The organism is Pseudomonas atacamensis (assembly GCF_017167965.1).
In the GTDB taxonomy this organism is placed as follows: Bacteria; Pseudomonadota; Gammaproteobacteria; order Pseudomonadales; family Pseudomonadaceae; genus Aquipseudomonas; species Aquipseudomonas atacamensis.
In genome coordinates this window covers 1,292,571-1,307,080 of record NZ_CP070503.1, presented here as the reverse complement: position 1 = coordinate 1,307,080, position 14,510 = coordinate 1,292,571, and the positions used below count along the sequence as shown (strand labels likewise).

Genomic DNA, 14,510 nt, shown 5'->3' with positions numbered 1-14,510 from the left:
GTTAAAAAATCAGGGGTCGGTCAGGTGCAGCACGAAGGATTCGTAAGGTCGCAACTGCAGCAAACGCTTGCGTTGCGGGCAGTCCGGGTAGTTGCTGATCAGCAGGCGCTGCTCCTGGGCTTCGTCGATCAGCGCCGGTAGCTCGACCTCACAGGCAGTGCCATAGAAGTTGTTCACCACTAACAAGCGTTCTCCCGACCCCTCGCGCAGGTACGCCCAGACCTGTGGATGCTCCGGCAGTAGTTGGCGATAGACGCCGTCGGAGATCAACGCTTCAGTGCGGCGCAAAGCGATCAGGCGCCGATAGTGATGCAGCACCGATTCCGGGTCGTGCAGTTGATGCGCGACGTTGATCTGTGCGGCATTGGCCGGCACACCGATCCATGGTTCGCTGCGAGTGAAGCCGGCGTTGTGCCCGGCGTGCCAGTGCATCGGCGTGCGCCCGTTATCGCGGGACTTCTGCATGATCGCCGCCATGTTGTCGAGGTCGCTGGTGCCGGATTCACGCTTGAGGCGAAAGATATTCAGGGTTTCGACGTCACGGTATTGCTCGATGCTCTCGAACCCCGGATTGGTCATTCCCAATTCTTCGCCCTGATAGACGAAGGGCGTGCCCTGCAGAAAGTGCAGCGCGGTAGCAAGCATCTTCGCCGACAGCTCGCGGTATTCGCCGTCATTGCCGAAGCGCGAGACCACGCGCGGCTGATCGTGATTACACCAGAACAGCGCATTCCAGCCACCGCCCGCCTGCATGCCGGTCTGCCAGTCGGAGAGAATCTGCTTGAGCTGGAGGAAGTCGAAATCGGCGCGGACCCACTTCTGCAGGTTCGGGTAATCGACTTTCAAGTGATGAAAGTTGAAGGTCATCGACAATTCTTTCGACTGCGGATTGGAGTAGCGGATGCAGTGTTCGAGGCGGGTCGAGGACATCTCGCCGACGTTGATCAGCTCATGCCCTTCGAAGACCTCACGGTGCATTTCCTGCAAGTACGTATGCACGTTCGGCCCATCGGTGTAGAAGCGCCGACCATCGCTGTCGTCCTCGGGGAAGTCCGCCGGTTTCGAGATCAAATTGATCACGTCCAGACGAAAGCCACCGACACCCTTGTCGCGCCAGAAACGCATCATCTTGAACACTTCGTCGCGGACCTTGGGGTTGTCCCAATTGAGGTCGGCCTGGGTGTGGTCGAACAGGTGCAGATAGTACTGGCCGGTCTGCGCTTCGTACTCCCAGGCCGAACCGCCGAACTTGGATTCCCAGTTGTTCGGCTGGTCGCGCCAGATGTAGAAGTCACGGTAAGGGTTGTCGAGGCTGCTGCGGGCCTGCTGGAACCAGACGTGCTCGATCGAGGTGTGGTTGACCACGATGTCGAGCATCAGCTTGATCCCTCGTTTGCCCGCTTCGGCGATCAGCAGTTCACAGTCGGCCATGCTGCCGTAGCTCGGATCGACCGCGTAGTAGTCGCTGATGTCGTAGCCGTTGTCGCGCTGCGGCGAGCGCAGGAATGGCGTGATCCACAGGTAATCGACTCCCAGCCATTGCAGATAATCGAGCTTGGCGACGATGCCGAGCAGATCGCCAGTGGCGTTGCCCGCATGGCTGTGAAAGCTCTTCGGGTAGATCTGGTAGATCACCGAACGTTGCCAGTCTTGCATGGCGGATTTCCTCTTGAATTTTGGAGCCGTGTAGTAGCTGCCGAAGGCGGCGATCTTTTGATTTTGAAAGGCAAGATCAAAAGATCGCAGCCTCCGGCAGCTCCTACAGTTGAGTTTCAGGCAACCCGGTAACCCGGACGGACGATCTTCATGCTCAGCACGCAGGTCAGGGCAAACGGCACGAGCATGGCGATCAGCATCCCGATGACGAACATCGGGATGAACTGCGGAACGATCGAGATGAAACCGGGCAAGCCACCGACGCCGATGGCCGAAGCCTGGATCTTGTTCAGCGAGAGGAACATGCAACCCAGCGCCGAACCGGCCAGCGCGGCGTAAAACGGGAATTTGTAGCGCAGGTTGACGCCGAACATCGCCGGCTCGGTGATGCCGAAATATGCAGAAATCGCCGAGGTCGAGGCCATGCTCTTGTCCCGCGCATTGCGCGTCATCCAGAACACCGCCAGGGCCGCACTGCCCTGCGCCAGATTGGACATGACAATCATCGGCCAGATGAAGGTGCCGCCCTGGCTCGAAATCAATTGCAGGTCCACGGCGAGGAACATGTGGTGCATGCCGGTGATCACCAGCGGCGCATACAACAGGCCGAAAATCAGACCGCCCACCAGCGGCGCCAGATCGAACAGCATCACCAGCCCTTCGGTGATGTAGATGCCGATATGCCGGGTCACCGGGCCGATGATCGCCAACGCCAGCACGCCAGTGACAACGATGGTGGTGATCGGTACCACCAGCAACTGCACCGCGTTGGGCACGCGTGCGCGCAGCCATTTTTCGATCACGCTCATTACGTACGCCGCCAGCAGGATCGGCAGGATCTGCCCTTGGTAACCGACCTTTTCCACCTGGAACAGGCCGAGGATGTCGAAGTACGGCAGTTGCTGCCCGTCCAGCCCGGCCACGGCCTTGCCGTAATTCCAGGCGTTGAGCAGATCCGGGTGCACCAGCATCAGTCCGAGGACGATGCCGAGGATTTCGCTGCCGCCGAAACGCTTGGCCGCCGACCAGCCGACCAGCGCCGGAAGGAACACGAACGAGGTGTTGGCCATCAGATTGATCAGGCTCCACAACCCGTCGAGGTTGGGATAGGCATCGAGCAGGGTCTGGCCCTCGATGAACATGCCCTTGGCGCCGAGCAGGTTGTTGATGCCCATCAACAGGCCGGCAATGATCAGCGCCGGCAGGATCGGCATGAACACATCGGAAAACACCCGCACCAGCCGCTGCATGGCGTTGATCTTCTCGGCGCTTTTCTGTTTAACGTCGGCGATGGTCGATGCCGCAAGGCCAGTCTGCTGGCGCAGTTCGGCATAAACCTTTTCAACATCACCCGGGCCGATGACCACTTGATACAACCCGCCGGTGAAGAACGAACCCTTGACCAGATCGATGCCATTGAGCGCGGCCACATTCACCAGCGCGGGGTTCTTCAGCGCCAGGCGCAAACGCGTGACGCAATGCGCCGCCTGCTCGATGTTGTCAGGGCCACCGAGGCTTTCCAGCAGCTCCTTGGCGATGTTCGGATAGTCATGGCTCATGCTTGTTCTTCCGTCGTGGATTGTTGTTATTGGCAGCACGCCGAACGAAAAATACTCGTCTGTACGAGTTAATGCAACAACTCGTCTGTACGAGTTTGCATCCGTGGATGAACGTCAGAAAAACGCGGATTCTTCCTACTCTGACCTAAGATGTTTTCCTTCGTCCGCATGGACAAACCCCTACCCTGCCCTTAAGGTTCGGGGTTTTGAGCACCGTCGGCACAGAGTCCAGCCATGAGCAAGTACAACCAGATCTACAGCGATTTGCTTGCCAGTATCACCACCCAGCGCCTGGAGCGCGGCGCCCGGCTGCCTTCCGAAACCGAACTGATGGACACCTATCAGGCCAGCCGTGGCACGGTGCGCAAGGCCATCGACCAGTTGCAGGAGCGCGGTTTCGCTCAGAAGATTCACGGCAAAGGCGCGTTCGTGCTGTCGACCAACCCGATCGAATTCCAGCTCGGCGGCATCGTCAGTTTTCAGGAGACCCACCCGCGACTGGGCAACGATGTCAGCACCGAAGTGGTCGAGATGTGTCAGGTGCCGCTTGAAGGTGCATTGCTTGAACATATCAATGCCGAACCCGGCAGCCCGATCACCCGGATCAAGCGGGTACGGCGCATCGACGGCAAACGCGTCATCCTCGACATCAACCACTTCGTCAGCGAGGTGATTCCCGACCTGTCCGCTGACATTGCCGAACATTCGATCTACGCCCATATCGAACAGACCCTGCAACTGCAGATCGCCTACGCCCAGCGCACCATCGAAGCCGTACCGTCCAGCAAGGACGACCAACAACACCTGGACCTCGACGGCCAGAGCCATGTCATCGTGGTCAGCAACCAGACCTTCCTGCAGGACGGCCGCCAGTTCGAATACACCGAATCGCGGCATACGCTGGACAAGTTCTATTTTTCGGATGTGGCGCGGCGCTGACGTTCGCCAACAGGCGAGCCCATTTCAAAATATGTGATTCGCTGACAAGCCGCGATGACCTCCGGTAGTATGCCGCCGTGGCTATGGAACACCTTCCTTCTATCCTCCATGAACTAGGGGTTCCGCTCTCCACACCGCGCCTGCTTATTGCAGGCGTTTTCGTATCGATTGCACAGGTGAGCTTCAGCTCACTGGAAACGGCGACCAAGGAAGAAATCATGATGAATCAGGAGCTGTTCCTGCGGCGCCGTACAAAACTGCACGTTCCTGCGGGCTCTGGCGGAGCCACACGCGCGCAGGTCGCATCAGCTGTCAAAGAAGTTACAGCGTTTCGATGCGTTCTCTCCGAGCCGCTGATCGAGCGAATCAGCATGCTCTCTGCGGTCGAACTCAAGAACTGGCTGCGTGAAGTCATTCGAGTCCTGCGGCGGCGCAGCGGTGCTCATGTACATCACCGACCGTTTTATCCTGACTTCCCCAATCAAGTCCTCGAAGCGACAGAGGCGGAGTTGTATCTCAACGCCGTCATTCACTACCACACACTTCGGCGCCTGCCACCCAGCGAACAGGTTCGGCCAGCCATGCTTGAAGGCAACTTCATCCATTGGGTCATCGAACCGGGAAGTGTCAGCGAGTTCGAGGCATTGCTCGAGCCGCTGGTCTCATCACGCACCTCGCTGTCCGAAGAGGAAGCTGCGGATGTCGGCTGGTTTATCCGAACGTACAAAAACGATGTGTTCCGTCTACTGCCCGAGACCATCCCGTTTCGCGAGATTCGCGCGCTGGTTGGCGGCGCACTGATCCTGCATATCGACGACGATGCGCAGGTTGAGGCCTTCCTTGAGCAAAATGTCGAAACGGCAACGGACGTGCTGCGCGTGGCGATCGCACTGCATGGTGGAGACGTGTCGCTGGCAACAGCGCAGACGCGCTTTGGCAAAATGAAACGCTCGATGCGGCGCAAGCTGTTGCGCCTGCTCGACCGCACGCCCAACGCTACGGAAGATGTGATGCGCCAGGCCGAACGCTGGAAACGCCTGGCCGAAGTCCTGCATCCAGGCGATTACGCTGAGAAGTATCCGCGAGCATTTGCGGCCATCACCGCAGCGCGACGCAATGATCCGCCGGCATCGTTCGGGTCGCGGGTGGAAACCATGCTTGCCCAACGCCAGATCGCCGCGCTTACGCCGGTGCTGCAGGATCGTCCCGGAGAATTCGCGCGCCGTCTGGACGTGATGTTACGGCGTGCCACAGAACCGGACGCGGTGCTCGACGCCTTTGCGGCTGTCGCGGCGCAAGTGTCCTCACCTGTGCTGCTGCAATTGCTGGCCCAGGTAAATGCCCCGCGCCCCCTGCCCTTGCGGGCGTTCACACCTAAAGGAGCACTGGCGAAAGTCTTCGGTACTGCTGATCGTCGAGAGTCGATCGCACCGCAGGTATTGGCACGTGCCGCACAGATTTGCGAGAACGCCCTGATCGCGCGTTTCACGTTGCTGCCACCACTGGGGCGTTGTTTCATCGATCCGGCGTTGCGCGAATACCGGGTGCCACTGGCACAGCGCGCCGCAGCGAAGTCGCTGCGAACACTGGTACGCGGCAGTCGGTTGCCAATGCCGGACACGCGATTCATTCGCCTGTTCCTGTGGTGGAAGAATGGTCGTGACCGCACGGACATCGACTTGTCCGCCGCCTTCTTCGACACCGACTTCGTCTTCAAGGAAGCGATCGCCTATTACAACCTCAAAGGTTATGGCGGTTACCACAGCGGCGACATCGTCGACGCGCCCAACGGCGCCTCCGAATTCATCGACCTCGACCTTGATGTTCTCGTCAAAAAGGGCGTCCGCTACGTCGTCACGTCCCTCAATTCGTTTACCTGGCAGCCATATTGCGACCTTCCTGAATGCTTCGCGGGCTGGATGGCCCGTGCCGACACTGCATCGGGGGAAGTGTTTGAGCCTCGCTCCGTCGTCGACCGCATTGATATCGCCTCCGACACGAGTATCTGCCTGCCATTCGTGATGGACCTGGAGGAGCGACGCATGATCTGGGCCGATCTGGGGCTGACTTCATCGCCCCGCTGGAACAACGTCGACAACAACCTCAGCGGAGTTTCGTTGATGCTGCGCGCCCTGGTGCATACACCAAGGCCGGATCTGCACACGCTTTTCGATTTACATGTGCGGGCACGAGGCGAACGAGTGGCCTCTGCAGAGCAGGCGCAGAGGGTGTTCGCACCTGAACAAGGTCTGACTCCGTTCGATACTGATCTGATTCGGTCTGAATATCTTTGATATCTGCGAAAGCATTGGCTCACTTTCAAAAGGACATCACGCAATAGCCGAGTAACACCCTCCCCTTGAGCACATGGGTCATCTTCAGCCTTTGTGTCTCAAGGATGAACACCTGCATGACCGCTCCCGAACGTCGTCTGCTGCCAAACGCAGCGGACAAAACCGCCCTCAAAGCCATCGCCACTACCATTGTGCAGAACTGCCCAAGTCTGCTCGATGCGGCCAGGCAACTTGCGATCGAACTGCTGACCGACAAAGGGCTGTCCGGCCTCGATCCCGACCAGGTTTATTTCCATCGATTCAAAACGGCGCAAAGCAGCACGCTGACCTTTACCGGTTGGGAACACTTGCTGGAAAAGCCTTATGAAACGCTCACCCTCACGCAGTTAGTGATCCATCGCTTTCGTGCGACCGATCAAGGCAACGCAGATTTGCTGGGTCTTTACTGCGGCTTCTACTCGGATGGCCCGGACGCGGAGAATTTCAATCAGGACAACGAAGTGCGACTGCTTGGCAGCGATGTGCTGAAGGCATTCTGGGCCGTTGATTTCCGCACGCGTTACAGCGATCAATTGGCCAAATTCTGGCAAACCTCGTCGGAAGATTTCCGCGCCATGGCCAAGTGCAGTTTCCTCAGTCAGGCGGTGCAGGCGCTGCAACAGGGGGACGTTGACGGCAATGATTTTCAACGCATCGTCACCTCGCTGATCGGCCCCGTGACCTGGCCGGTAACCCTGCAAATGCTCCGATCGACGTACCCGGTCGGCGCGCAAGTGCGCACGCTGGATCTGGACGGTCACGTCGCCACTAACGTGCTGCGTCTGGTCGAAGACAGTGGCCGGCAGACCCTTTACCTGCCGGGACAAGCCCAGGCCTTTCGGCTGATGGACACTGCGGCGGATCTGCACTGGTGGTTGCTCGAACAGATGAATTCAGAGCAGAAACGCCCTTTGTTTCTCAAGCACTTCTCGCTGGCTGACAGCAATCACATCACTGAGAACCTCACTGATCTGATGAACCGTTTGGTGAGCACCTGGGGTCACAGCGATCATCGGATGATCAACCGCAGCAACGTTGCGATCAGCGGTGATGCCTTCACGTGGTTAAGCGATTCGACTCGCGCGGGCATGGCTGCCGAGGCCCATCTGGTGCTCACGTCCAACAGTGATCTGCGCAAGAAACTCTGGACCGGCTATCTGAGCGCCGGGCTGAAAGTATTCGGTCCGATGGCGGCCGTGGGCTGGCCTGTGGCTTTGCCCTTGATCGGCGCCGGCGTCGCGAACATGGGGCTGAACATCGATCAGGCGATCAACGGCATTACGGCGACCGAACGTAGAGCCGGGGTGATCGGTGCGGTGCTCAGCGCGATCGAAACCGTATTCAATGTGCCGTTCCTGATCGGCACCGGCGCGCAACTGGAAGTTGGACCACAGGTCGAGTATGCCGAGGCTGAAGAGATGCGTGGTCTGGTCGAGCTTGCCTCGGCTGACACGCGATTATTGCCACCTGTGGATCCGCCACCCGTCACAGCGGCTGAAGAAGCGAGCAGCGAGTTGGCAAACGAGATACCCAGCGGGGCGACATTCGTCGACGTCACTGAGCCCTTGAATACGCCTGCTACACGGCAAGGTTCGACATTTCCACAAGTACCTGCCAGCTATCGATGCAACGAGTTACTTGCGCAACATTCCGTAGAGGCGACGCCGGGGAAATACGAAGGCATTTACCGCCTCGACAACGAGCCCGGTCATGCCATCGAAATGGATGGCGATGCCTATTACGTGCGCTACTTCGCCGACTCGCAGGACAGCGGCAACTGGGCAATCATCGATCCCGAGCGCCCCAACCAGTTCGCTTATTCGTTGCCGGTCCGCCTGGGAAGCGCTGGCAAGTGGGAGCGCATGCCTGCGCTGCGGCTGCGCGGAGGCGGCCAATGCGTGGGCAAGGCGTGTGCGCCGGAGACAGATTTTAGCCCTTCTGAGGCAACACCATCGGTGGATCTGCCACGCGTCGAACCGCTTCCAGGCGTTCCGTGCCCGCTGCGCCTGGTTACGGCGCTCAAAGATATTTCAGAGACGGAAAAACCCGGAATGAGGAGATGGGCAATGAACTTGCCCAACGCTTCTGCCGAATCAACAAGCGCTGGACGCCGTTATTTACTGGCTACCGACCGTTACCAGGCGCATTTCAGCGAACAACGAACAGCACTGCTGAACAACGCAGGAGAATTCTTTCGAGAGCTGAAATGGACAAATCTGCCGGGACGGCCGCTCATTCCGCAAATCGATCCCTTGATGCAAACCGAAGAGCTGATAGAGCTGATGTTTGCCAATACCGATGGACTGGCGATCGGTGAAACCCTCGATCGCATCGCCAGCATGCGCTTCATGATCGAGAACATGCCAACGTTCGCGCGGCATATCAGAACGCTCTACGTGCGTGGATTGCTGAGTGATTTCGCCCAGGAGGACCTCAACCATTTCTACCTCTCTGGAGACATGTCAGAGGACCTCACTACCTATTTGTCCAGCCTGGGTACCGACCCTGAGAACCGGTTCAACATGCTCGAATTGATCAGGTCTGCCCAAGCCAATGGCGTCCGCGTCCATGGACTGGACGCAGCACAAACCTGCACGCTGAAAGTCCCACTCACTTCGATCGAAGAGCAGATGATCAAGACCCGCCTGGCAACGCAGATCATGGAGCGTGACAAGCTCCTCAACAGACCCGGCAAATGGGTGGCTCTGGTCGATGCCACGAACACCAATACCTTCAGGGACCTGCCAGGCATAAGCGAACTCAGGGGCGGTATCGGTTTGCGCATCGAAGAAGTCTGGCCCGACGAGGCAGCCGACGTCAGGATTGACCCGGGAGTAGAAGTCGCTCGCGGTCCGTTTCACAACGGGGCGACAACAAGCAACGCCTTCGACCCTCTGTTCGCTGACCTGCGATTGCAGGTCAAGGCCCCCGTGCCGCCATGGAATGACGCTACGCTGGAAAAGCTTCTGCCTCGCAATGGCATGTTCGTGATACGGAAAACAGAACCCGGCACATACACACTCGTGCGGCGCAACAGCGCCAGCAACATCGTGCAAACAAGGGTGCATTGCACCGCAGATGGCCGGTTTTATATCTGGGACCAGTCGATGCGCCGCATCACCGGCATGATATTCCGCGACATCGCCGCAGTAGCCGAGCGCCTGATCGAGCTCGGCATGACCCTGCAAAGTCGTTTACCCACCTGACCTGTTTGGAGGGGCCTGAAACGAAAAAACCCTTGGCTTCACGCCAAGGGTTTTTCGTTATTCGAACCGCAGCAGGATCACTCCCACTCAATCGTCGCCGGCGGCTTGCTCGACACGTCGTAAGTAACGCGCGAGATGCCTTCGATTTCGTTGATGATGCGGCCGGATACGGTTTCCAGCAGTTCGTAAGGCAGGTGCGCCCAACGCGCGGTCATGAAGTCGATGGTTTCCACGGCACGCAGGGCCACGACCCAGGCGTAACGGCGGCCGTCACCGACCACGCCGACCGATTTGACTGGCTGGAATACTACGAACGCCTGGCTGACCTTGTGGTACCAGTCGGCCTTGCGCAGTTCTTCGATGAAGATGTGGTCGGCGCGACGCAGCAGGTCGGCGTATTCCTTTTTCACTTCACCGAGGATGCGCACGCCCAAGCCCGGGCCCGGGAACGGGTGACGGTAGACCATGTCGTACGGCAGGCCGAGTTCCAGGCCCAGACGACGGACTTCGTCCTTGAACAGTTCGCGCAGGGGCTCGACCAGTTTCAGGTTCATTTCTTCCGGCAGGCCGCCCACGTTGTGGTGCGACTTGATCACGTGGGCCTTGCCGCTTTTCGCGCCAGCCGACTCGATCACGTCCGGGTAGATGGTGCCCTGAGCGAGGTATTTGATGTTGTCCAGCTTGCAGGATTCGGCATCGAACACGTCGATGAAAGTGCGGCCGATGATCTTGCGCTTCTTCTCCGGGTCGGCTTCGCCGGCCAGGTTGTTGAGGAACTGCTCCTCAGCGTTGGCGCGGATTACCTTGACGCCCATGTTCTCGGCGAACATGGCCATCACTTGCTCGCCTTCGTGCAGACGCAGCAGGCCGTTGTCGACGAAAACGCAGGTCAGCTGATCGCCGATGGCCTTGTGCAGCAGCGCGGCAACCACCGAGGAGTCAACGCCACCGGACAGACCCAGCAGCACGTTGTCGGTGCCGACCTGGGCGCGGATGTTGGCGATGGCGTCTTCAGCGATCTTCGACGGCGTCCACAGGGCTTCACAGCCGCAGATGTCGAGCACGAAGCGCGACAGGATGCGACCGCCCTGTTTGGTGTGGGTCACTTCCGGGTGGAACTGCACGCCGTAGTAAGCGCGGTCGTCGTTGAACATACCGGCGATCGGGCAGCTCGGGGTGCTGGCGAGGATGTGGAAGTCTTCCGGCATCTTGGTGACTTTGTCACCGTGGCTCATCCACACGTCGAGGCCGAACAGGCCGTCGGCGTCGATGTGGTCTTCGATGCCGTCGAGCAGGCGGCTCTTGCCGACCACGTCAACGCGGGCGTAACCGAACTCACGCAGTTCGGAACCTTCCACCTTGCCGCCCAGTTGCTCGGCCATGGTCTGCATGCCGTAGCAGATGCCGAATACCGGAACGCCCAGGTCGAACACTGCCTGCGGGCAGCGCGGGCTGTTGGCTTCGTGCACGGACTCGGGGCCGCCGGCGAGGATGACGCCTTTAGGGGCGAATTCGCGGATCGCATCTTCGTCCATGTCGAACGGGTGCAGTTCGCAGTACACGCCGATCTCGCGCACGCGGCGGGCAATCAGCTGGGTGTATTGCGAACCGAAGTCGAGGATCAGGATGCGGTGAGCGTGAATGTCGAGGGCCATGAAAGAAACTCTGAAAAGCAGTTGCAAGCTTCAAGCTGCAAGCTGCAAGTAATCGGAAGCCGAGCGGCACTGCTCTGACGCAGCACCGCTTGCAGCTTGTAACTTGTGGCTTAGAGCTGTCGGCGTCAGCCGACCCGGTAGTTCGGCGCTTCCTTGGTGATCTGCACGTCGTGAACGTGGGACTCGGCCATGCCGGCACCGGTGATCCGCACGAACTCGGGCTTGGTACGCATTTCTTCGATGTTGGCGCTGCCGGTGTAACCCATCGAGGAACGCAGGCCGCCCATCAACTGGTGAATGATCGCGCTCAGGGTGCCTTTGTACGGCACACGGCCTTCGATGCCTTCCGGGACCAGTTTCTCGGCGCCTGCCGAGGAGTCCTGGAAGTAACGGTCGGACGAGCCTTGAGCCTGGGACATGGCGCCCAGCGAACCCATGCCGCGATAAGCCTTGTACGAACGACCCTGGAACAGTTCGATCTCGCCCGGGGCCTCTTCGGTACCGGCGAACATCGAGCCCATCATCACGCAGGACGCACCGGCCACGATGGCCTTGGACAGGTCACCGGAGAAACGGATACCACCGTCGGCGATCAACGGCACGCCAGTGCCTTCAAGGGCGGCGGCGACGTTGGCGATGGCGCTGATTTGCGGCACGCCGACACCGGCGACGATACGGGTGGTGCAGATCGAGCCAGGGCCGATACCGACCTTGACTGCGTCCGCGCCCGCTTCGGCCAGGGCCTTGGCGGCAGCGCCGGTGGCGATGTTGCCGCCGATCACCTGCACTTCAGGGAAGTTCTCTTTGACCCAGCGTACGCGGTCGATCACGCCTTTGGAGTGACCGTGTGCGGTGTCGACCACCACCACGTCCACGCCGGCGTTGACCAGTGCTGTCACGCGATCACCGGTGTCTTTACCGGTGCCGACCGCAGCGCCGACGCGCAGACGACCTTGATCGTCCTTGCTGGCCAGCGGATAGGCTTTTGCTTTTTCGATGTCGTTGACGGTCATCATGCCTTTGAGGGCGAATTTGTCGTCGACGATCAGCACGCGCTCGATGCGGTGCTTGTGCAGCAGTTCACGGACGTCGTTCTTGTCGGCGCCTTCCTTGACCGTGACCAGACGCTCTTTAGGCGTCATCACTTCGCGGACAGTGGCTTCCAGACGGTTTTCGAAACGTACGTCGCGGGAGGTGACGATGCCGACCAGGTCGCCATCGTGCAGTACCGGAACGCCGGAAATGTTGTGCAGACGGGTCAGTTCGAACAGATCACGCACCGTGGCATCGGCCTCGATGGTGATGGGATCCTTGACCACACCGGCTTCGAACTTCTTGACCTTGCGCACTTCGGCAGCTTGCTGCTCGATGGTCATGTTCTTGTGGATAATGCCGATGCCACCTTCCTGAGCCATGGCGATTGCCAGACGGGCTTCAGTAACGGTGTCCATGGCGGCAGAAACCAGAGGAATATTCAGTTCGATGCCACGGGTAAGACGGGTCTTGAGACTGACTTCGTTGGGAAGCACCTCGGAATAACCGGGCACTAGGAGAATGTCGTCGAATGTCAGAGCTTCTTGGCTGATACGCAGCATCGCGGGGGCTCCCGAGCGGGAAAATGGAAGCGCGCCATTATAGTCAGACACCCCCTGCTGTTCAATGTAAAACTCAGCCTAATTGATAGATGGAAAAGCCCGGCCCTACAGCTCCACCTTGACCCAAGAGACAGGTTGATCGAGCCAATCGGCGAACTCGTCGATAAAGCTCTGCTTGAACCCCGCCTCCAGCCAATTGTTGAAAATGAAGCCGAGGTTGGAAAACGCGCATTCCTGCAAAAACAGGAAGCCGTTGATGTCGTCCTCGTGCCCGCACTCCGGGCAGGTGAAATTGTCGGTGCGGCCTGGAAACCAGTCTTCAAGACTTTCGAACAGCGCCTCACCCACTTCGCGGCGGCACTCGGCGCAACCAGCCTCCTCGAGAAAACCTTTGGCCGGGGTGTAGATGCAGCGCTTGGTGACGATCTCCAGGCCGTTGATCGGTTCGCCGAACGGCAGCGCTTCGGGGTACAGCACCACAGCGCGAGCACCGTCGGCGATGGCGTGCGCCATACGGTTGCCGGTGCGGCCGCAGGTGGTCAGCTGTTCTTCGATGATGTTCTTGCGCACCAGCCAGCGCACGATCGCCCGCGCCCGGGGCTCGTGCACCGGCAGGGTGGAGATTTTCGGGACGATGATGCTTTGCGAGTTCATGGGAAATCCTGCGGTGTGACTTCTGACGCCTTCGCGAGCAAGCTCGCTCCCACAGAGATTGCATGCCAATGTGGGAGCGAGCTTGCTCGCGAAGAGGCCCTGAAGGCCGGCAGCTTAATCCCTGAAGAAATCCGGTCAAGTGCTGAAATAGCGCACGATCAACGCGATGCCGCTGGCCAGCACCAGCCAAGTCACCAGCCGCACAAACGCCTCGCGCGACAATCTCATGGTCAGCCGCCGTCCGATCCACAAGCCCAGCGCCATGGCCGGCAACAGACACAGCGCCAGCATCAACAAGGGTAGCTCGGCATACACACCGGCGATGACAAACAGACTCAAGCGCACCACGGTGCTGCAACTGATCAAGGCACTTTGCGTGGCCCGCGCCGCGTCCTTGGGCAGGCGGCTGTTCAGATAGATCGCGTAAAGAAAGCCGCCACTGCCAAACAACGCGCCGAACAACCCGCCCACTGTGCCCATCGGCACCGCCCACGCTGCCGACAACTGCGCCGGCCGCACCTTCACCCACAGGCTGTAAACCGCATAGGCGCTGATAAACAGCCCCATCAAAAGCAGTAACAGATCGGATTTCAGATTCAGCAGGAAGATCACCCCCAACGTGCAGCCGATCGCCATGCACGGCAGCAGCCTGAGCAATTCCGGCTTGGCGACGTCGCGCCGCGAGGGCAGCAGATTGCCGAATGCCGCGACGAAATCGAGCAGCACCAGCAGCGGCACGATTTTCGACAGTGGCATGAACAGGATCAGCATCGGCCCCGCGACCAGCGCCGTGCCGAAACCGGCGATGCCGAATACGATGTAGGCCAAGGCGATGGCCACCCCGATGGCCGCCCAACCGCCCGCGCCCCACGACCACGCCCCCAACAGCTCCATCATGCTCATCGTCCGCATC

At 59.5% G+C, this 14,510-nt stretch carries 9 protein-coding genes; 3 read left to right on the top strand and 6 right to left on the bottom strand.

Annotated elements, in window-relative coordinates:
* Window positions 1-9 precede the first annotated feature (9 nt).
* Both treC and treP read right to left on the bottom strand, forming a co-directional pair.
* Window positions 10-1,656 carry an alpha,alpha-phosphotrehalase gene (gene treC, locus JWU58_RS06095; RefSeq protein ID WP_206421610.1) on the bottom strand — a complete coding sequence of 549 codons (1,647 nt, stop codon included), beginning with the start codon at window positions 1,654-1,656 and terminating at the stop codon, window positions 10-12.
* 116 nt (window positions 1,657-1,772) lie between these two features.
* The gene (gene treP / locus JWU58_RS06090) at window positions 1,773-3,215 is read right to left on the bottom strand and encodes a PTS system trehalose-specific EIIBC component (protein ID WP_206421609.1); all 1,443 of its coding nucleotides are present in this window, start codon (window positions 3,213-3,215) and stop codon (window positions 1,773-1,775) included.
* 234 nt (window positions 3,216-3,449) lie between these two features.
* Here treP and treR point away from each other — a divergent pair, with 234 nt between their 5' ends.
* From treR to JWU58_RS06075, 3 genes are all read left to right on the top strand, one after another.
* Window positions 3,450-4,154, top strand: a complete 705-nt coding sequence (gene treR / locus JWU58_RS06085; RefSeq protein ID WP_130888242.1) for a trehalose operon repressor — start codon at window positions 3,450-3,452, stop codon at window positions 4,152-4,154.
* A gap of 83 nt (window positions 4,155-4,237) precedes the next feature.
* Window positions 4,238-6,448 (top strand): TerD family protein, encoded by a 2,211-nt coding sequence (locus tag JWU58_RS06080; RefSeq protein WP_241196169.1) that lies wholly within the window; start codon window positions 4,238-4,240, stop codon window positions 6,446-6,448.
* A gap of 116 nt (window positions 6,449-6,564) precedes the next feature.
* Entirely contained in the window at window positions 6,565-9,693 is a 3,129-nt protein-coding gene (locus JWU58_RS06075) for a membrane-targeted effector domain-containing toxin (protein ID WP_206421608.1), read from the top strand.
* Between the two features lie 77 nt (window positions 9,694-9,770).
* Here JWU58_RS06075 and guaA read toward each other — a convergent pair whose 3' ends face one another.
* The 4 genes from guaA to JWU58_RS06055 form a co-directional block, all read right to left on the bottom strand.
* Window positions 9,771-11,348 carry a glutamine-hydrolyzing GMP synthase gene (gene guaA / locus JWU58_RS06070; protein ID WP_016773344.1) on the bottom strand — a complete coding sequence of 526 codons (1,578 nt, stop codon included), beginning with the start codon at window positions 11,346-11,348 and terminating at the stop codon, window positions 9,771-9,773.
* A gap of 125 nt (window positions 11,349-11,473) precedes the next feature.
* Window positions 11,474-12,943: an IMP dehydrogenase gene (guaB, locus tag JWU58_RS06065; RefSeq protein ID WP_016773343.1), complete on the bottom strand. Its 1,470-nt coding sequence runs from the start codon at window positions 12,941-12,943 to the stop codon at window positions 11,474-11,476.
* A gap of 105 nt (window positions 12,944-13,048) precedes the next feature.
* The gene (locus JWU58_RS06060; RefSeq protein WP_016773342.1) at window positions 13,049-13,597 is read right to left on the bottom strand and encodes a hypothetical protein; all 549 of its coding nucleotides are present in this window, start codon (window positions 13,595-13,597) and stop codon (window positions 13,049-13,051) included.
* 135 nt (window positions 13,598-13,732) lie between these two features.
* Complete coding sequence (locus JWU58_RS06055) at window positions 13,733-14,500, bottom strand: sulfite exporter TauE/SafE family protein (RefSeq protein WP_206421607.1); 768 nt, start codon at window positions 14,498-14,500, stop codon at window positions 13,733-13,735.
* Window positions 14,501-14,510 lie beyond the last annotated feature (10 nt).